Source organism: Micromonospora sp. NPDC050397 (genome assembly GCF_044901685.1).
GTDB lineage: Bacteria > Actinomycetota > Actinomycetes > Mycobacteriales > Micromonosporaceae > Micromonospora_G.
The window spans coordinates 35,672-54,885 of sequence record NZ_JBJDPS010000001.1; the positions used below are offsets into that span (position 1 = coordinate 35,672).

The window sequence follows — 19,214 nt, forward strand, 5'->3', positions numbered from 1 at the left end:
GGGGGGTGGAAATGTTGACATGAACATCGACCGCCGGAACGCTGACAGCATGAGGATCGCCCATCTGGCACCGTTGTTCCTGCCGATCCCGCCAAGGCTTTATGGCGGGGCTGAAAGGGTTATCAGTCTGCTCGTCGAAGAGCAGGTCCGCCGCGGACATGACGTGACGTTGTTCGCCAGCGGCGACAGCGTCACCGGCGGCCGTCTCGTTCCCGTGGGCCGGCACGCACTGTGGCACGGTGGCGAGGAGTCCAATACGGCGTTGACCAGTTTTTTGCACACCGCGATGTTCAGCGAGGCGTACCAGCGGGCCGACGAGTTCGACATCATCCACTCGCACTACGACTACTACGCCCTGCCTTTTGCACGGTCCACCGCTAGACCGACGGTCTCGACGCTCTACGGCCGGCTGGACGAGGAGCATTTGACGGACATCTACCGACGACTGTCCGGGCCGGCGTTTGTCAGCATCAGTCGCGCCCAGTGGGCGCCACTGAAGGACCTCGGTCTGCACTGGGCGGGTTGTGTCCCGTGTGCGGTGCCGGTGACCAGCTACCAATACCACCCGGAGCCGGGCAAGTACCTGTTGTTCGTTGGGCGGATTGCGCCGGAGAAGCGACCAGACCTGGCGGTCCAGGTCGCCCGCGCCGCCGGCCTTCCGTTGAAGGTCAGCGGAGTTGTCCACCGGCCGTATCGCGACTATTGGGACAACGAGATCCGGCCGTTGTTCGAGAGCAACGATGTCGAATATGTCGGCGAGATATCGGACAGCGAAAAATCGGAACTCTACGGCGGGGCGTTGGCGACGCTCTTTCCCAGCGACTGGCCGGAGGCGTTCGGCCTAGTCATGGTGGAGAGCCTGGCCTGCGGGACGCCGGTCATCGCGCTCGACCGGGGCGCCGTGCGGGAGGTGATCCAGGACGGCGTGCATGGTTTCATCCGCGCTGACGGCCGGGGGATGGCCGCCGCGGTACCGCGCCTCCGAGAGATCGACCGGAGCGTCTGCCGCCAGCGCTCGTTGGACTTCACTCCGGAACGCATGGCGCTGGCGTACGAGTCCATCTACAGCCGCCTACCGGATCCGCGGTGATGCTGACCTTCCTGCGAAGCAACCCGGCGTACGGACGGCTCTGGTGCGGGCAGACACTGTCGACGTTCGGTGACACGCTCTACAACGTCGCGGTGGTGTGGTTCCTGGTGAGTTCCACCGGGTCGGCGACGGCGGGCAGCGGGACAGCGATCGGCGCCATGGTGGGCGCCCTGGCGGGCGGGTTCGTCGCTGGCGCGGCGCTCGACGCCTGGCATCCGCGGCGCGTCATGATCGTCACCGACGCGGCCCGGTTTCTCGGCACCCTCGTCGTCGGGGTGGTCTGGCTCAGTGGCACCGCCCCGTCCCATCTCGTGTTGTACGCGCTGGCGGCCGGGGTGTCCTTCTGTGGTGGATTTTTCCAGCCGGCTCGGTCCTCGGCGATCCCCGAGGTCCTGTCCCGCGAGAAGCTAATCCAGGCCGGCGCGACGGAGGGCTTCGGTTCCGGCCTGGTTTCGGTGCTGTCGTGGGCGGCGAGCGGCGCCATCGTCGCGTTCGTCGGACTGCCCGGCATCCTGCTGATCGACGCCGGGACGTTCCTACTCTCGTTGATCATGGTCGCGATGACCACCTGGTCGCGCCCACCCGGCAGCGAGGCCTCCGCCGGCCCTCGTTTCACCGCAGGCGTGCGTTGGCTCCGACGCGACCCGCTGATAGCCCGACTCATCATTGTCGAGTCCGCCCACGCCCTGTTCACCGGGCTGCTCTACGCGGCCATTCCGCTTTACATCCTCGGCCTCGGCGGAGACGCGGTGATGTTCGGTCTCCAGGGCGGCCTGTCCGCGTTGTCCATCCTCGTCGCATCATTCGTGCTCGTGCAGATCGCATCGAGCAGCACCGGAAAGGTCTACTTCCTGGGCATCGCGGTGAACGCCGTCGGAACGGCGGTGATGGCCCTCGCGCCCTCGGTGGTTCCCTTCCTGCTGGGCGTGCTCGTGGCTGGTCTCGGTGTGCCGGCATGGACGTCGGCGCGGTTGGTGATGATCCAGACGAGGGCGCCGGAGGCAGTACGCGGCCGGGTGTTCGCCGTGCTCGACGGCGCCATCCACGTCGCCCTGCTGCCGGCCTGGGCCGGTGGGGCCTGGCTGGCCGACACCTTTGGGGCGCGCGCGGTCATGCTCGCCGCACCAGTCGGATATCTCGCCATCCTCATGGCGATCAGGCGCGGCGGACTGAGCGGATATCGGATCGATCCCGTGATGACGGGTGCGGCCCCTTGACCCGGCGCCGCCCGATCTCTGCTACGGGCGCCTCACGCACCGCGCCGTCGTCGGCACCTCGGGAGGACGAGCGATGTCCCCGTTGCGCTATCCGCTCCTCCGGGCCACGATGCGCGGCTGCAGCAGGACGCGTCGGGCACCCGGGCGGTCGCCGTCGGCAGGTTCCGTGACCATGTCGATGCAACTCGCCGCCGCGTGCCCGACCCGCCGGTCGACGGAGGTCAGACCGACGGCCGCGGCCACCGGGGTGTCGCCGTAACCGGTCACGGCCGTTGACGGTGCCGTGCTGGAACTCGCCCACATGGCGCCGAGAGCCAACAGGTCGCTGCCGCACACGAGAGCGGTCGGGGGATGTGCGGTGCCGAGAAGATCGGCTGCGGCGCGCTCGCCATGATCACGGTCATTGCTGACCCGGCGCTCCAGGCCCGCGAGATCGGCGCCGGCATCCGCCATGGACTTCATCCAACCGGCCCGTCGAGGGCTGTCCGGCTGCACGTCGCGGGGCCAGTCGATGAAACCGATTCGACGGTGTCCGGCGGTGAGTAGCCGGCGGGTCATCTCGGCCGTGCCGAAGGTGTCGTCGATACTCACCTGGTCGTACTGATCTTGTACGAGGCCGCCGAACACGACGAACGGCATGTTGTGGTCGGCCAACCAGGTTGTCCGGCGGTCCCGCGCGCCGATGTTCAACAGGACGAACCCGGCCGGCTGATAGGAGACCTGAAGGTCCTCGTAGGCGCGGATTTCGGCCTCCGCGTCGACCGCGTCGTAGAGAATCAGATGGAATCGTGACCGGGCGGCGGCTTCGGTCAGGCCTCGTAGGAACGTGTGCGAATCGAAGTGGTCATCACCGTGACGGCTCGCGTCGATCCGGGCCGCGAGCAGACGGGAACGACCGATCCGGAGGGTGCGGGCCGCCTGGTTGGGTCGGTACCCGAGCAGCCGGATCGCGCCGCGTACCCTGCGGCGGGTTTCGGCTCTGACCAGGTGCGGTGCGTTGAGCACGTTCGACACGGTCTGTCGCGAGACGCCCGCCTGGTCGGCAACCATGTTGATGGTGACCCTAGGCGGCACTGGTGGCCTCGGTACCAACCTCCGCGAGGTCACCAGGGGCATCCGTCGGGGCTACATCCGGTGCGGGCCGGATTTCATCCGTCGCCCGCGATGGATCGATCGGCCGCCGCCATGGTCGGGACGCTGGTGGGCGGATCCCCGGGGTGTTCAACTTCCGGGCCTCCTGGGGCGGTCGCTCCCGTCGAGCGTCGACAATGTTCGGCATCCACACAGCCTTGTGGTCTACCGGGCGCCGTCTCTGTCCGCAAGCGACATACCATCGACGCGCCGGAGTGCGGCGCGTGCCGTTGCCGGCGCCACGGCCCGGAAGCCGATGTCCACCGTGCGGTCACCGGCAATGCCGCGCGGCCGGTCGTGCCGCCGCACCGGGGGAGGGACGGCGACCGCGACCGCGACCGCGACCGCCTGATTCTCGTCACCCGCACGGCGCCCGGGTATCTCGAAGGCCACTCCCGCCTCGGCCACGTACGACCAGGCCGGGTGATGGTCGCGCCACGACCGGCGGCCTGCCCACTAGGAGGTGGCACCCGTGTAGCGCCTCACGCCGCGCCGGAACAGGAGCCTCGCGACGCTCACGAAGATGCCGGTGAGACCCACTCCCGCGACCACCAGGTGCGGGGAGGACGTTCCCGCGAGGGTGCTGGCAGGCAGTGTGATCATCCCAGCCACGGGGACGACGTACGTCACGACGGCGCGCAGTGGCTGCCGGTACACGTCGCCGGGATAGCGTCCGACATCCCACAGTGAACCCACCAGGGGACTGAGTTCGAACCGGGCCGCCCAGAAGCCCATACAGGCGATCGCGAGCGACACCGACCAGGTGATCACCAGCGAGCAGACGACGAGGACGAGGGTGACCGCGATGTCGAAGAGCCGTGGCGGGGACGGCAGATTGACGACTCCGGCCGTGGCGATACCTACACCCAGCAGGGACTGCCCGAGAGCCAGCGGTGCGTGCTCCCGGCACGTCGTCGTGAACCAGCTGGGAGCAGGACGCAGCAGATACTCGTCCAGGGTTCCGTCGCGGACGCATCCGACGAAGGTGCTGAGGCTCGGATCGATGAGGGCGACACGTAGGCCACTGACCACGGCGTAGATCCCGGTCAGGACGAGAGTCTCGGCCTGCGACCAACCGGCGAGCAGGTCCGTGTGCCGATAGATGGCGGCCGTGGTGGCGAGGACCGCGCCGATTCCGAGCAGCGACTGTGCGAGGTCGAAGGCCAGGTTGATCCGGTGGGCCATGCTTCGTCGAAGCGAGAGTGCGAACGTGACGGCGAAAAGGCCCAGCAGCTTCATCTCATCCCCCTGCGGACGTGTAGCGCCTGAGCCCGCGCCGCCAGAGCAGGACGGCGAGCCCGCCCATCAGTCCCAGCCAGGCCAATTGCACGAGCGCGCCCCGAAATACCTGCGTCGGCGGGATACCGGCGGACGTGTCGGCAGGTAGTCCAACCATCGAGTAGAACGGCAAATAGCGCAGCACGGATGTCAGATCAGGGGGGAGAAAGCTGATCGGCACGGCGTTCCCGCCGAGTAGGAAGGTGAGTGTCGTCCCGAAACCCGTGATGGCGTGCACCCGTTCACTCCAGAAGGCCGACATGGCAAGGCACCACGTGAAGAGGAATCGCAGCATGCCGGCACCCAGCCACAGTGGGGCCGCCTGGGACAGGCTCCCCAGGTCTGTCGAGACCCGGGTCGCCAGGGCAACGAGCGCCACGACCGGTAGCGCGAACATCGTGATCCATACGCGGATCGCGGTGTTCTCGGCGAGGGGAGCGAGGACGACGGGCTGCGGCTCCACGAGTCGCTCCGACAACGTTCCCCGGTAGATGCTCTGGGAAAAGATGTGGTTTTCGTACGACGCCGTCGTCGCCACGGTGAACAGCAGGGCGAGGTAGTACGTGGAGACACGACTGGAGTCGGGAAACACCGTCATCCACACCGCCATGCCGATCAACGGAGCGAGCAGCTGACCAGCCGCGAGGGCGACGATGAACCACCACGACCCCGACCAGCCCAGGATCTGCCGTTTGACCTGCAGTCCGAAGAGTCCGAGCAGGCGCGTCATGGCGAATCGAGAGAGCTTTGCCGGTAGATCTGGTCGATCACGACATCGAGCGGCGCGTCCCGGACCGTCAGGTCGAGAACCTCCGCGTTCGACAGAATCTGGCCGGCGACGGTCGCCACTTGGTCCCGCGCCACACGGAGCGCGTAATGGCCATTGGTCAGTGTCGCCTCGACCGGCAGCGTGCCGCCCTCGGGAATCCACACGTTGATGATTTTGTCGCCCTGGAACCGGCTCGTCAGGTCGACGAGTGACCCGTCAAAGAGTTTCCTGCCCCGATTGATCAGGACTACACGTGGGCAGAGTTCGGCGACATCGGCCATGTAGTGACTCGTCAACAGCAATGTCGCGTCCGTTTGTGCCACGTACCGTTTGAGAAACGACCTGGTCTGCACGGCCGCCGACACGTCCAGGCCGATCGTCGGCTCATCGAAGAACAACACCGCGGGTCGGTAGAGGAGCGCCATCGCCAGACCGGCACGCATGCGCTCGCCGAGGGACAGCGCTCGTACCTGACGGTTGAGGAGGCCGTCGATGCCCAACAGTTCGATGAGCTCGTCCACGTTCGTACGAAACTCTTGCTCACTCAGGTCATAGACCAGGCGTTGATACTTCAACGAGTCCATCAGGGTGAGTTCCGGTGCGCTCCCGAGCGGCTGACTCCCACGGACCAGGGCGATCCGACGTAGGTAGTCCGGGCGCCGCTCGAACGGATCCTGTCCAAGCACCCGAACCCGGCCGCTCGTGGGCTTCAGAATGCCGGCAAGTATCTTCATCAGGGTGGTCTTGCCGGCGCCGTTCGGTCCGATCAGAGCCACGGACTCGCCAGGACACACGCGTAGGTCCACCGATGCCAACGCCTCGATGTCCCTGGTCTCCCTACGCCATATGGATTGTATCGCGGCGCGCAGGCTCGACTCCCGCACCGGAACTCGATAGGTCATCGAGAGCCCGTCTGCCGCTATGTACCGACCGCTGGAAGACATGCCAGCGGGCCTAGGACCGCACGCAGGGTCGGCGAGCGGGAGGGTCACCACAGCACCGCTTTCCGACGGGCGGGAGGCCCCACGACATCATGGGTGGCCACCCGGCCGCCGCCGGGTCGGGCACCCGCGCGGTCGACGTGCCGACGACCCGTCCCGTGTCCCGGTTCGGCGCGGGTGGGAATCGACCGGCCGGCCGTGGGATGACGTCCGCCTCCTGGTCCCCGTCGGTCGGTGCGGGAGGTGTGGCGTGCCGAGTCACTGCGTCTCTCCGGGCATAAGCCTTACCTTGCATCCTCGCCTGATCGGAGTCCACTCGAGGTACGTAAACATCGCCGGTTCGCATAGACTCGATGTCGATCATCGAGCGTATGCGACCGGGGAGAGTCGAATGCCGCGTCTCGAGCCCGGTTCGAGCCGACCCGTGCACGGCTAGAGCATCTTTGTATCTCCGGCGCCGACAGGCCCTCGGAACTGGCGATTGTGGATTACCCGGCGGAACACCATGACCGTGGCGACCGGTCGCGCGATGACTGACGGGAGTGTCGAGTTGGCGGGCATTGTGGAAATGGTTCTGGAGCGCGATACCGATGATCGACCGGCGATCGTCGAGAACAACCGAACGACGTCGTACCGGGAATTGGCAGACCTCACGATGCGTCTGGCCGGTGGCCTCCGGCGAAGGCTCGGCGAGGAGCCCGACAGCCGTCTCGTCGTGGTGCACCCGGGCATGCCGGAGTCGGTGGCGTTGACGCTCGCCGGGTGGTCGATCGGGACGACCGTCGCCGTGCTGCCGTCCTACCTCCGGGCCAGGGAGTTGGATCGCCTGCTGGGCGCGTCCGGCACCGCCCTGGTCGTCTCCGACGGCGCGGTGGCCGGGCGGCGCTCCCTGCCCATGTCGGGTCTGCTCGATGTTCCGCGGCCGTCAACCTCCGAGGCGGCACCAGGGGCCTGGTTCGCTGCCTTTACCAGCGGGACAAACGGCTATCCGTTGTGGGTCGACCGCCGGGTGGACCGGCTGCACGCCGACGTGCGTCAGGTCTCCCAGGCTATTGGTCTGGCGTCGACCGACCGGGTTGCCGCGATGGCGACCACGCCGTTCACGACCTCCGTGTTACCGGCCCTGCTCGCCGGTGCCACCGTGATGTCGATGCCGATGACATCCGTGGGCCAGTTCTGGCGGGACGTTCGTGACCGGTCCGTCACCGCGATATCGGGCACCCCCTATGTGTACGAGTTGGCTGTCCGCAAGCCGCCCGCGCGTGGCGACATCGCGAGGCTTCGCCTGGCGCTGTCCAGTTCGGCGCGACTGCGACCGGCCACCGCGCGCAGCTTCGCACAACACACCGGGACTTCCATCCACAACCTGCTGAGCAGTACCGAGGCCGGTCATATCGCCTACAACGACGCGTCAGCGCCGGAGGCGTCCTCGCACTCGGTGGGAAGACCGCTGCCACGGGTCGAGGCCGAGATCCGTGACGAGGATGGCGTCGGACTCGCGGCCGGTCATGAGGGACAGCTCTGGGTCAGGAGCCCCTACGCCGCCACACGTTATCGCAACGACGCCGGAGAGACCGGCACCGTCTTTCGGGGTGAATGGGTCGTGAGTGCCGACATCGGCTACCGGGACGAGCGGGGATACTTGTACCTGGTCGGTCGCAACGATTCCCGAATCCACTTCGGGGTGGCGAAGCTGGACCCACGGGAACTCGAGGGCGTACTGCGTGAGCACCCCGGAGTGCGGGACGTGGTGGTCGTCGGGGAACCACACCCGCGTCTCGGTCAGCTACCCGTCGCGCGCGTCGTGGCTGCCCGAGGTGTCTCCGCAGAGGATTTGCTGGCGTTCTGTCGACTTCACCTCAGTCCCACGAAGGTCCCGCAAAGGATCGAGTTCGTACCGCAGATTCCGAAGAGCGCGGAAGGGCAAGCGACGCGGCCCGGTTCCGTGCGGTTCGAGCCCGGTGACATCCGAGGCCAGGATAGATCGACCGAATGATCGCTTGGGCGTACCGCCGGCTATGCCCCGGGAATAGAGAGGAACAGGTCTGATGGCAAGCGCGACCGACGAGGGCGAGATCCGTACGCGCACATTGGAAGTTCTCACGAAGGTTCTCGGTTACCGACCCGATCCTGAGCTCGATGATTTGCGCGGGCTCGACTCACTCCAGGTCCTCGAGCTTCTCGTCTCGCTCGAAGAAGAGTTCGGTATCGACTCGGACCGGATCATCGAGGCCCGTCCGGACTGGTGGGTGTCCTTGAACGATCTCGTACAGATAATCAGCGCACTGAGCGTGGAAGAAGATACGTCCAGCCGAACTTAGGGTTCAGTGATGGCATTTGTGCAGCAAGATTCCCTGGTCGACCTGATTCGCTCCAGTCGTGGCGTCGTCGTTGTCGACCACCGCGGACTCGGCGCGGAGGACATGGAAGACGGAGCGCGCCGCGCGGCGGCCTACCTACGTGCTCGCGGCGTCTGCCGGGGGGACGGCGTCGTGCTCGTCGACGACGGCGGCGGCGCCGAACTCCTGATGACACTGCTGGGGGCGTGGTGGCTCGGAGCGCGGGCCATGATCGTCGCGGCTACGGACGACGCTCGTGAGGTGGACTCCGCCGTTGCCGCGACGGACGCGTCGGTCGTGGTGCGCGGCCAGCCCACCGGACAGGGGAGCGAAGTCGCGTATCGCTCGGTGCTGACCGGCTCGCAACCACTGACCGCTGCCCCCGAATGCGGTCCGAGTGACGTTGCCCTCGACATCGCCACCTCCGGGACCACCGGCACACGAAAGTACGTCAGCTTCACCCACGGTGCGCTGTTGGCCAACGTCACCGGGATTGCCAAACGGCTCTCGCTCACTCGACAGGATCGCCTCTACACACCTTTACCGATGTCGATCGCAGGGGTGATCGGAATGCTGCTGCTCCCGGGAATGTTGGCCGGTTCGTCCATTCACCTGGGGCGACTGGGAGGCGTGCGGATCGCTCAGTCCCACCGGCAACTGGAGGCGACCAGGCCCACCCTTGTCTACGGAGTCCCGTACATGTACGAGCTGCTTTCCGGTCAGAGCCGTAGCGTCGACTTCGACGGACTGCGGTGGCTGATTTGCAGCTCCGCGCCGTTGCCGAGTTCGACTTTTGACCGAGTGTGGCAACGCTTTGGCGTCCCGCCCCGGAGTTCCTACTGTCTGGCCGAGGCGGGAACCGTCACCCTGAACACCTCCGACGACCTGGAAGTCGTACGAAACACGGTCGGCGAGCCGCTGGACGGAACGACCATCCGTACCGAGCCGGCCGACTCCGCCAGCGCCGGCAGAATCGTCGTGTCCGGACCGAGTTGTGGCCTTGGCTACCGCACGGGCGGCCAGGTCGACCTCTTTCCCTCGGGCGAGGTATGGACCCGGGATCTCGGGATGCTCGAACGAGGTCTGCTGACCGTGGCCGGCCGCGTCGACGACGTGATCCAGGTGGCTGGCACGAACGTCGACCTCGCGCACGTGCGCTCCGTCATCGGCCGGTGTCCCGGCCTAGGGGAGTTCGCGCTGGTGGCGGCCGACCACGGGCGCCTCGGCCGGGTGCCTGTGCTGCTCGTGGTGGCCGGCACGATGTCGACCACGGTCCGCGACGTGCTGCACTTCTGTCGGACGGCCCTGCGTGATGTCGAGGTGCCGCGGGAGGTCCGCGTCGTCACGGAGATCCCGAGGACAGCCACCGGCAAGGCTCGGTTGCGCGAGGAGTACGGACGATGAGGTCCGACGCGCCGGTGCTCGTCATCGGAGCCGGCATATGTGGACTCGCGACGGCTCTCGGCCTGGCCCGGAGAGGTTTCCGGGTCCGGATTTCCGAGCGCAGGGCCAGGCCCGACCGTCTCACCATGGAACGCCCGTCGATCAACCTCACCCTTGGCAAGCGGGGGCTGGCCGTACTGGCGGAGCTCGACCTGGCCGACCGGGCTGTCGAAGCGGGTGTGCGAGCACATACCCGCCACATCCACGAGAGGTCGGGAGAATCCCGACTGCATCCCTACGGCCGGCACGGTGAGGCGGTCCTTTCGATCCGGCGGCGTGATCTGGTCCGCCTCCTCCTCGAAGAGGCGCTGTCGGACGACAGAATCACGATCCACTTCGATCAGCGGACACTTTCCCTCGACAGCGACGGGACCGCGGTCGTACGCCACGGTACCGGTGATGACGAGAAAATCGAGGCCTATCTGGTCGTCGGGGCGGACGGCCTTCAGTCAACCGTGCGACGGGCGATCTGCGCACACACCGGGTCCGCGGGCGGTGAACCCCTGGAGACCGGCATTCGATGGCTCGAACTCGCCGTCCCGGAGCTGTGGCCAGGGGCGATCCCACACGCCGTCGACGTGTGGCCACGTGATTCGATCATGCTCATCGCATTCCCCAACCGGGACGGGGTGAAGACCGTCCTCCTGTTCGTGCCGCGGGGCGAGGAGTTTCCCGACCATCAGCAACTTCGTCGACTCGCGCCGGAGCTGCCCGTCACCGAGGCCGGCTATCAGGCGTCGTTGCAGCGACAGGGCGGGGTGCGGGTGGTCGACTGCCCGGTGTGGCACCACGGGCGGCTCGTCATCACCGGCGACGCCGCGCACGCCGTCACACCGTTCCTGGGCCAGGGGGCGAACGCCGCGCTGGTCGACGCGGGACAGCTTGCGAAACTGGTGTCGGAGTGCGCAGACGCGGAGGAGGTCGGTCCCGCCTTCGCCGCCACGCGGCAGCCCGAGATGGCCTGCCTCGCTCGACTCGCCGAGGCGCACTTCGCGGAACTCGCGAGCGCCATGGGCGACCGGCGTCAGTCCCTGCGCAGCGACCTGCGGCTTCTGCTCAGTTCCTATTATCCGGGGCAGTTCCAGCCCATCTACAACCGTGTCGCTTTCTCGGAGAAGGACCTGCGCGTCGCGGAGGCCGAGCACGAGGCCGAAAAGCCGAAAGTCGATGCGGTTCTACTGGCAATGACCGAGCTACTTGGGGAGCCCAGGGGAGACCGGGTATGAACGAGATGACGAAGGACGGTCAGGTTGCCGAGCAGTGGGACCGGACGGTACGGCACGGCGGGCGGCTGCACAGTCCGCTGGCCACTGACGGGTGGGCATGGCGGCTGATCCCACCAGACCACCCCGCCCTTCAGGGGCGGCCGAGCGCACTGCGCATGAATGACCCGGGCGAGGCGCTGGAAATCATCTCCGAACAGTACGGTCAGCCGGAGTACTACTGCGTGCTGGGCGGTAACGTGGCGTCCGTCAGTGGTTGGACCGGGATCTCCTTCGACGAGCAGTACCAGGCACTCGCGCGCGGCACGGGGGCATTTCCGTGCGGTGGCATGTACTACTGCTCGGTCCGTGGGCCGGACGCCGTCCGGGTGCTCGGCGCGCTCACGCCGCGGCGGGTCGACCTGCTCGACGTGGGTCAGGCCGCCTTCGCCGTGTTCACCACGCCCGAGGGGACCGTGGACACCGAGGGGGTCGTACTTCGGGACGGCGAGGATTCGTTCCAGATCTCCCTGGGCGGTGACACGCGCCCTCCTCGCTGGCTCCACGACGCGCTCGACAGCTACCCACGGGCCTGGGCCGAGGAGACCGACCTCAGCTCCTTCAATCTCAAGGGACCCCACCGGGACCAGGCGATGTTACGGCTCCTGGCCGACGACGCCGCAGCACAGGTCCTGCAACTTCCCCCCTTTCACGGCGCACGTGTGGGCATCAGGTGGGGAGGGGAGGCATGGGTGCTTCGAACAGTCATCGGCATCGAGATGTGGGGAGGACCCGATGTCATTCGCGAGGCGTGGAAGCGGATGGTCGCCGACCCTCGTACCTTCACCCCCTGTGGTTGGGAGGTGCTGGCCACCTATCGGCTCGAGTGTCGCGAGTTTCGCTTTTACCTGTGCCCGCTGGACATCCATCGCGGCACCTACCTGCTGGACGCCGGGCTGGGGCATGTCGTGTCCCGAGGCAAACGGGAGCCGTACGTCGGCCGCGGGGCACTGGAGAACCCCGAGTACTTCTCCGGCCAGATGTGGGTGGGCGGGCTGACGGCGTTGTCGCCTGGAGCACCGCGCCGAGCCGTGGGCGAGATGCTGACATCCGAGGCACGGGACATCCCGTCCGGATATGTCACCTCGGCGGCGTACTCACCGCGAGCAGGCCGGGAAATCTGCTTCGCGCACCTGTCGAACCGGGTGGCGCCAGGCAGCACGGTAGGTTTCGGCGACGGCTCGACGTGGCGGGCGGTCTCCCTGCCGCTGCAACTACCCAACGTTGTCCCGGGTCGCGGGTACTGAGCATGCCGACATCCGAAGCGGTGCGGCGGGCAGACATCGTCTACGCCACCGACGAGCGTTACGTCGTCCCACTGACCGTGTCGATTCGCTCATTGCAGCACCACACGGCCGACCCGGGGGTGGTCACCCTGGTCCTGTGCGACGGTGTGTCCGCACGGAGCAAGGCCCGGATCCTGGCGTCGCTGGCCCGGCCGGAAGAGGTCCGGCTTGTCGACATCGACGGTGACGACCTTCCCGACCGAGTGGTTCGGGGGGTGAGCACCGTCATTAACCGAACCGCTCTCGCCCGCCTCCAGATACCCGCCGATCTGGTGAACCAGTTGCGGTTTGTCTATCTCGACGCCGACACGGTCGTACGGACGGACATCCGCCGGTTGCTGGAGACGGATCTGAACCACCACCTGCTCGGTGCGGTCTATGACCACTACTACACTCTCTTCGAGGCCCGCACCCGCCGGCTGGCCCGGGCTGGTACCAAGCCGGGGCGCCGCTTCAACTCGGGCGTGATGCTCATCAACAGCGACCAGTGGTTCCAGCGCCGGTGCGGCGAGCGTGCGATGGCGATCGCCGTCGCCGAGGAGGTGATGGACCAGGGTGCGCTCAACGTCGTCTGCGCCGACTCCTGGCTGGAGCTGGACCCCGGCTGGAACGTGACCACCCAGCAGCTTGGCCGGCGCCGGGAGTTCGGGACAAACCCAGAGCAGGTCCTGATCAGGCATCTGACGGCGATCAAGCCGTGGCAGGACCGGCACACAACGGTCGATGACGCGAAATGGCTGCTGGAGGACTTCCACCGGCACCTGGCGCAGACGGTGTGGCCGACATCCACGGCGGACCCGCCAGCCCGGTTCTGACCATGGGCGGGCGAGGGGGGCGTCGGCCGCCGCCGGGTTACCCGTACGGGGTGACACATTCCTAGCGCGAACCGAACCGCTCGGCAAAACGGGTCAGGTAGGCAGGCGACGGGGACCGGCCGGCGCAACGAATAGGTGGTGCCGTGATCGAAAAGCGATCCAGACCGCGATAGTTCGCCAGCACGTCGGCTGCGGACGCGCCCTGCCCGATCGTCGCGGGCAGGTCCGGCTCGTGTGTCATGAGCAGCGGCGACAAGGTACAACTCGTGATGTCGCTGACCTGTCGGGTGCCGGCGTCCCAGCCGAGCCGGCTGTGGAGCAACCGGGGTGCGAAGGCGTGCGAATCAAATTCCGACGCGAACCTCAACGTCCCCCCGTTGGCGAGGACAAGGTCGGCCGACTCCGCGACGCGGCTGAAAGCGCGTTCGACGTTGAAGCAGTGGGGCACCGAGTCGTCCACCACGATCGCCCCGGGCCGCAGATCCTCCACCTGGAGGACGTACGGGGTGCTGGTGCAGCCGATGATGAAAGTCGCACGGTACAACGGGCTGTCTGGCCGCCGCGTGGCATCCGCGAAGGACACCTCGAGGCCCGGGTGTCGCGCGCGAAGTTCCTCGGCGAACCGCATCGTTTCGTTCTGCTTCGCCACGAGGTCCGCCAGCACGAGGCTTCCGGGGAGTCCGAGCAGGGCGAGTAACGCGGAGGTGCTGGCCTTCCCGATCGAGCCCGCGCCGAGCACCGCGACACTCTCTGCCCTCCAGTTCCGTCCACAGGTCAGCAGCACCGCCTCCACCGTTTTGAGGATGGATGCCGCGGTCGTGGCGTGTCCGGTCGTGAGCACCCCGTCCTGTGTCTTCAGCAGTTCGCCGTACCGCAGTGCCGAGGCCAGGAGACCGGCGAGGGACACGTGCCGGGCACCCATTCCCAGCGAGAGTTCCAGGGCAGCCTGCCCGTACCTTACCGTCAGGTCGGGGTCCTGGATCATCTCGACGAACGTCATCGGCAGTACGACGACCGCCGCGTTGCCGAGTGGTGTCTCCATGAGGGATGAGAGATAGGGTCCGTCGGCAAGATGCTGCTGTAGTTCGGAAGAGGTCGTCCCGAGTTGCTTCGCGACGCTGTGCGCGAAATAAGAAAGTGTCGAAGATCGGGCGGTGAGTTGTTCCGCTGCGACAACCTCAGACGTGAACGTACGCGCATGGCGGGGTAACTCGGGATCGGTGACCGGTACGTGACTCACGTGGAATTCCTTTCACTACGGACTGTATCAAGCACCGCTGATGGCTTCCAGCATAGGTGTTTTGTGGTTACGGTCGCCCATGCGGCAAGTGTGGAAGGGACGAGGGGGTGCAGTGGAGACGTTCGATGTCGTCGTGGTCGGCCTGGGGGTGCACGGCAGTGCCACCGCCCGCGAACTCGCCATGCGCGGCCTGCGGGTACTCGGCGTGGAGCAGTCGCCCGAGACGGAGGTGTGGGGTGCGTCGTGCGGTCCGGCCCGGATGGTTCGCGAGGTGGATGTCCACCGCCCGAAGCTCACGGCGTTGGCGATCGAGTCCGTGGCGCGATGGAATGAGCTTTCCCTGGGCCGCACCACGGCCATTCTGCGACCCGTCACCGGGATATTCGTGGGCATCGACCAGCCGGCACCCGGTCAGGGGTTGACGGAGCACCTCGCCCCGGTCTCCCCGGACAGCCCCTGGCTCATCGGTCTCACCGACGAGCGGCGCGACGTGCTGGCCGACCTCCGTTGTGGACTGCTGGACGCCCCGTTGGGTGTCCGGGCGCTGCGCAGCGAGGCCAGAGGGGCCGGGGCTGACCTGGTCTTCGGCCGGAAGGCGGTGTTGACCGCCCCGTCGAAGGACGGGAGGCCGGTGACGGTGCGCGTGGGGAGCACGGTCGTTCGCGCCGAACAGGTGTTGATCTGCACCGGCGCCTGGGCCGCCGAGGGTCCCGCTTGGGCGCGGCCGGACCTCCGTGTCGTACCCGCCTTTATGCAGGTCGCGACCTGGAGTGGCGGCCTCGGCGGTCTCAGTCCCGATTGTTTCTACGTCTTTTACGAGACGGGACAGATGTTCTGCGTGATTCCACTAGTCGATGGACAGCGCTTGCAGTTCGGACATTTCTCGCTCCCCGTCGACGCCGAGGATATGAGCGCCGCAGCGTTGGCACGTGCCACATGGCTCCGCGACTCGGCGGTTCTCAGGCGCTACGTCCCGAACATCGGGCACCCGGTCCGGATGGAGACCGTCCATGCCGCGTACTCATTTCCCCCGGCGGACGAGTTCGCGCTCCGGTGGTTGGCTCCGGGGATCGCGACCCTGACGGCTTGTTCGGGGGTGGGCTTCAAATACGCTCCCAGCGTGGCCGCGCGGGTGGCCTCGGTACTCGGCCAGCGAGGGGAGCCGCGCGGTGATGTGGTCATCGCACACCACGACGAGTCGACGTTCGGGCGATGACTCACCGGGCAACACTTTCGATGATGTCCACGGCGCCCGCGCTACCGGGGAGCGAACGAAGATCGGCGCGTGCCGCGCTGGCGTTGAGGCCGAAGTTCGGATCTGTGACGATCCGGTGCAGCGACTTCGACAACCTGCCTGGTCGGAGGTCCATCACCGAGGCGTGCACCCCGCAGCCCAGCTCCTGCAGGCGGTTGGCGTTGTACCGGCGCTCGTAGTGCTGGCCGGGACAAGCAACGGACGGCACCCCGTGAAAGAGCGTCCCCAGCGCCGTACCTTGCCCGCCGTGAAAGAGAATTCCATGGCTTTCCGGAAGAAGCGCGTCGAGGGGGAGATAGTCGAATAGGCGAAGCCGATCGCTGACCTGGGTCGTCCTGCCGTTTGCGTTCGTCACGCACCAGATGTTCACGTCCGCCAGCTCGGCGCTGTGTGCCAGCGAGCGCACCATGAGGTCGGAGTTCCATCCGACCGTACTGAGGTAGGCCAGCACGAGGCGCTCCGGCCGAGGCGGCAGCCCGTCAAGACCGTGCGCGCCCACGTCCTCGAGATAACCCACGTAGCCCAGGCCGGGCACGTCCTGAAGGCTCGGCTCGAACCGGGCGAAGCTTGGCGAGACCTTCCGGTCGGCTGTCCAGAACAGCAGCTCGGGAAATGACTCGACCTGGATGTCGGAGTGCTCTCCGGCGATGCGGCGAGCCAGGTCGTCGAGCATGTGTCCGCCGGATCTCTGCCGCCGTGGATCGGTTCCGACGCAGGCCATGGCGACCAGCGGCACGCCGCAGCGGCTGGCCGAGACCGAGGCGGTCGGACGCATGTCCACCACGACGGCATCGGGACCGAACTCCCGGATCAGGGACACCTCGCGATCCATCAGGTAGTCCCAGTAGGAGGTTTCGGCAAGGCCGAGGGTGTCGAAGACATCGTATATGTCGGTGATGGCCGCCGGTGTTGTCGCCGCGACCGCACCCTCGAACTCGCGGACCGAGAATCCGTTCCCGGTCAGTAGCCGAGCGCCCGGTGGACAGGCGTCGAAGAGAACCTCGTGACCACGCCTTCGCGCCTCCTTGGCGATGGCCAACATGTTGACGACGCAGCCCCACGTGCCGGACTTCGAGGCGTAGGGCATGAACAAGATTTTCATGTCAGGGCACCTTCTCGTCGGTGGTGGCGCGCAGCCATCGGGTTGCGAGTGAGCGGACCCTTCGCCGCGCGTGCGCAACTCCCGTAGCGGTGTTCAGGGCGGCGAAGGGTGGCCAGAGGAAGAGAAAAATGGCCAGTTCCTCAGCCAGGAGGGCCCGTCGAAGATTGTCCCGGTCGTATCCCGTGTGGCTGCGGTAGGCGGCGACGAGATCTGGTGGGACGGTGATCCCCGACGGTGTCGCACGCACACTGAGAAAAGCGATGTCGGCGGCGGGCCGACCGACGACCACCGATTGCCAGTCGTACAGAGCAGGCTGCTGGTCGAGAAAGGCGACATTATCCGTATGGCAGTCACCGTGGGTCAGGACAGGCTCAAGGAGATTCAGGTCGGAGAGGAGATCCTCCGTACGGGCGAGTATGCCTGGCAGTTCAGGAATGGTGTCGGCCCAGCAGGCGGCCACGCGCCCGGCGTCCGGCGCGGCGATCGCGGCCAGGAGGGGATCGGGTCGGAACCAGTCCGACCCCGGCGGCGGGGGCGCGCCGTGCAGTAGGGCGAGCTGGTGGCCGAGCGCCGTCCACATCGTCGGCGACCACCGCCTCGGCTCCACCGGGTGACCGGACGAGGTGAGCAACACCGCGACGCCGTCCCCGGAGTCGTGCCAGGCCAGCAGTGAGGGAGTCCGAACCGACACCCGTGCGGCGACCTCGCGGTAGAACGTCAGCTCGCGTCGCGCTGCGGCCACCGCCGCCGGCCCCAGGCCGGCAGGTGTGGTCTTCAGGTACGCGTTGCGTCCGGTCGCGGTACGTACAGGTCGTGCGTCGGAACCGGACAGTGAGTGACCCTGCCGGCCGGGGTCGTCCTGCGCGGTCACGTCGAACTCGAGCAATATGCGACTCAGAAGGGATGTGGGCACCTTGGCGACCTTACTTTCGCTTGTGCCCGCCGAACCAGTCGCGGCGGGCGCCGTGGTCGATGGGTGATTCGACCAGACCGTCCCTCCGGGCCGGCGGGATGCGCATGGCCACCGCAATCGTGGTCGACCGGAAGGCCAGTTGCAAGCGGCCGGCGCCATCGCGCCCGCGCTGCCGAAATGGGGTCGCCCGCGTCGTAGGGCGCGGTCCGTCGTGCGGTTGTTGATCGTGGCACGTCGATGGTAGAACCTCCACTGACCGGTACGCCGATGGAGACTGTCGCGCCCGAAGTGCGGCCAACGGAGGTCGGAATGCATCTCTTCTACTGTGCCAACGAGCCCTACCTGTTCCCCATGGCCGTCTCTCTCTTCTCGGCGATCAGGAAGGCGGGATCGCCGTTGTCGGCCACGTTGGCGGTCGAAGCGATCGAGCCGCGCTCCCGGGAGGCACTGTCCGCTCTGTTTCCTGCTACGGACCTCCGGGTCAGGAAACTGCCTCCGGCGAAGGCGAGTTCCAAGTACCCGGTCGCGATGTTCGCCCGTCTCTTGATCGACAAGATGGTTCCGAAGGGCACGGAGAAGGCCCTCTACCTCGACAGCGACACCCTCGTTCTCGAGGACGTGCACAAGCTCGACGAATCAATTCCGGCCGACAAGATTGTCAGCGCGGTGCAGGACGATTTCGCGAACCGCATGCACGGCTGGGAGGACTACTTCAATTCTGGTGTCATATGTGTGGATGTGTCGGCCTGGCGGAACGCCGGTATAGGATCGGCGGCGATGTCGCTCGTCGTGAACGAGGGAATGAGTGACCAGCACGCACTCAACACTGTGTTGGCGGGTCAGTGGACCCGGCTCGATCCGAGATGGAACGTGATGACGCACCTCTACACGCCCAGCGCGCGCTGGGCGTACGCGACCTCGGCACGTCAGCACACCGCCGTACGTCACTTCACGATGTACAAGCCCTGGCTCTCGTCGAACCAGGGGCTCGGCGCGGCGAGCTTCCATGCCGCGGCAGCCGAGCTTCGCGAGGTCGACCGCGACGCGTGGGAGGTGCTCAAGGCGGCCGCCGTAGGCTAACGCCCGCCACCGCCGGCCTGGGCCGGTCAGCCCCCACGCAGGTCCACCATGGG

17 protein-coding genes are annotated in these 19,214 nt (G+C 66.9%); 10 read left to right on the forward strand and 7 right to left on the reverse strand.

The window, feature by feature from the left end:
* Positions 1 to 19 precede the first annotated feature (19 nt).
* Positions 20 to 1,090 carry a glycosyltransferase family 4 protein gene (locus ACI2K4_RS00135; RefSeq protein WP_404507571.1) on the forward strand — a complete coding sequence of 357 codons (1,071 nt, stop codon included), beginning with the start codon at positions 20 to 22 and terminating at the stop codon, positions 1,088 to 1,090.
* Positions 1,090 to 2,307 carry an MFS transporter gene (locus ACI2K4_RS00140; RefSeq protein ID WP_404509138.1) on the forward strand — a complete coding sequence of 406 codons (1,218 nt, stop codon included), beginning with the start codon at positions 1,090 to 1,092 and terminating at the stop codon, positions 2,305 to 2,307. The genes ACI2K4_RS00135 and ACI2K4_RS00140 overlap by 1 nt, the downstream gene beginning before the upstream one ends.
* An 87-nt stretch (positions 2,308 to 2,394) precedes the next feature.
* Here the strand turns inward: ACI2K4_RS00140 and ACI2K4_RS00145 are convergent, their stop codons facing one another.
* The 4 genes from ACI2K4_RS00145 to ACI2K4_RS00160 form a co-directional block, all read right to left on the reverse strand.
* Complete coding sequence (locus ACI2K4_RS00145; protein ID WP_404507572.1) at positions 2,395 to 3,357, reverse strand: LacI family DNA-binding transcriptional regulator; 963 nt, start codon at positions 3,355 to 3,357, stop codon at positions 2,395 to 2,397.
* Positions 3,358 to 3,894: 537 nt separating this feature from the next.
* Positions 3,895 to 4,677, reverse strand: a complete 783-nt coding sequence (locus ACI2K4_RS00150; RefSeq protein WP_404507573.1) for an ABC transporter permease — start codon at positions 4,675 to 4,677, stop codon at positions 3,895 to 3,897.
* Between the two features lies 1 nt (position 4,678).
* A complete protein-coding gene (locus tag ACI2K4_RS00155; protein ID WP_404507574.1) occupies positions 4,679 to 5,446 on the reverse strand; it encodes an ABC-2 family transporter protein in 768 nt (255 codons plus the stop codon).
* Positions 5,443 to 6,429 (reverse strand): ATP-binding cassette domain-containing protein, encoded by a 987-nt coding sequence (locus ACI2K4_RS00160; protein WP_404507575.1) that lies wholly within the window; start codon positions 6,427 to 6,429, stop codon positions 5,443 to 5,445. Before ACI2K4_RS00160 ends, ACI2K4_RS00155 begins: the two co-directional genes overlap by 4 nt.
* Before the next feature lie 502 nt (positions 6,430 to 6,931).
* On the opposite strand from ACI2K4_RS00160, the gene ACI2K4_RS00165 reads away from it, so the two are divergent.
* Genes ACI2K4_RS00165 through ACI2K4_RS00190 form a run of 6 tightly spaced genes read left to right on the forward strand, consistent with a single transcriptional unit; the run spans position 6,932 to position 13,571 of the window.
* Entirely contained in the window at positions 6,932 to 8,422 is a 1,491-nt protein-coding gene (locus ACI2K4_RS00165; protein WP_404507576.1) for a class I adenylate-forming enzyme family protein, read from the forward strand.
* Positions 8,423 to 8,474: 52 nt separating this feature from the next.
* Positions 8,475 to 8,747, forward strand: coding sequence for a phosphopantetheine-binding protein (locus ACI2K4_RS00170; RefSeq protein ID WP_404507577.1), 273 nt, complete (start codon positions 8,475 to 8,477; stop codon positions 8,745 to 8,747).
* 9 nt (positions 8,748 to 8,756) lie between these two features.
* Positions 8,757 to 10,169 (forward strand): class I adenylate-forming enzyme family protein, encoded by a 1,413-nt coding sequence (locus ACI2K4_RS00175; protein ID WP_404507578.1) that lies wholly within the window; start codon positions 8,757 to 8,759, stop codon positions 10,167 to 10,169.
* Complete coding sequence (locus tag ACI2K4_RS00180; protein ID WP_404507579.1) at positions 10,166 to 11,434, forward strand: FAD-dependent oxidoreductase; 1,269 nt, start codon at positions 10,166 to 10,168, stop codon at positions 11,432 to 11,434. Before ACI2K4_RS00175 ends, ACI2K4_RS00180 begins: the two co-directional genes overlap by 4 nt.
* The gene (locus tag ACI2K4_RS00185; protein ID WP_404507580.1) at positions 11,431 to 12,717 is read left to right on the forward strand and encodes a hypothetical protein; all 1,287 of its coding nucleotides are present in this window, start codon (positions 11,431 to 11,433) and stop codon (positions 12,715 to 12,717) included. Before ACI2K4_RS00180 ends, ACI2K4_RS00185 begins: the two co-directional genes overlap by 4 nt.
* 2 nt (positions 12,718 to 12,719) lie before the next feature.
* On the forward strand, positions 12,720 to 13,571 hold the full coding sequence (locus ACI2K4_RS00190) for a glycosyltransferase family 8 protein (protein WP_404507581.1): 852 nt from the start codon (positions 12,720 to 12,722) through the stop codon (positions 13,569 to 13,571).
* A 61-nt stretch (positions 13,572 to 13,632) separates the two neighbouring features.
* On the opposite strand, the gene ACI2K4_RS00195 is transcribed toward ACI2K4_RS00190, so the two are convergent.
* Positions 13,633 to 14,811 carry a hypothetical protein gene (locus ACI2K4_RS00195; RefSeq protein WP_404507582.1) on the reverse strand — a complete coding sequence of 393 codons (1,179 nt, stop codon included), beginning with the start codon at positions 14,809 to 14,811 and terminating at the stop codon, positions 13,633 to 13,635.
* Positions 14,812 to 14,923: 112 nt separating this feature from the next.
* On the opposite strand from ACI2K4_RS00195, the gene ACI2K4_RS00200 reads away from it, so the two are divergent.
* The gene (locus ACI2K4_RS00200) at positions 14,924 to 16,027 is read left to right on the forward strand and encodes an NAD(P)/FAD-dependent oxidoreductase (protein WP_404507583.1); all 1,104 of its coding nucleotides are present in this window, start codon (positions 14,924 to 14,926) and stop codon (positions 16,025 to 16,027) included.
* 1 nt (position 16,028) lies between these two features.
* On the opposite strand, the gene ACI2K4_RS00205 is transcribed toward ACI2K4_RS00200, so the two are convergent.
* Positions 16,029 to 17,168, reverse strand: a complete 1,140-nt coding sequence (locus tag ACI2K4_RS00205) for a glycosyltransferase (RefSeq protein ID WP_404507584.1) — start codon at positions 17,166 to 17,168, stop codon at positions 16,029 to 16,031.
* 1 nt (position 17,169) lies between these two features.
* On the reverse strand, positions 17,170 to 18,039 hold the full coding sequence (locus ACI2K4_RS00210) for a phosphotransferase family protein (RefSeq protein ID WP_404507585.1): 870 nt from the start codon (positions 18,037 to 18,039) through the stop codon (positions 17,170 to 17,172).
* Between the two features lie 351 nt (positions 18,040 to 18,390).
* On the opposite strand from ACI2K4_RS00210, the gene ACI2K4_RS00215 reads away from it, so the two are divergent.
* A complete protein-coding gene (locus ACI2K4_RS00215) occupies positions 18,391 to 19,161 on the forward strand; it encodes a glycosyltransferase family 8 protein (protein ID WP_404507586.1) in 771 nt (256 codons plus the stop codon).
* Positions 19,162 to 19,214 lie beyond the last annotated feature (53 nt).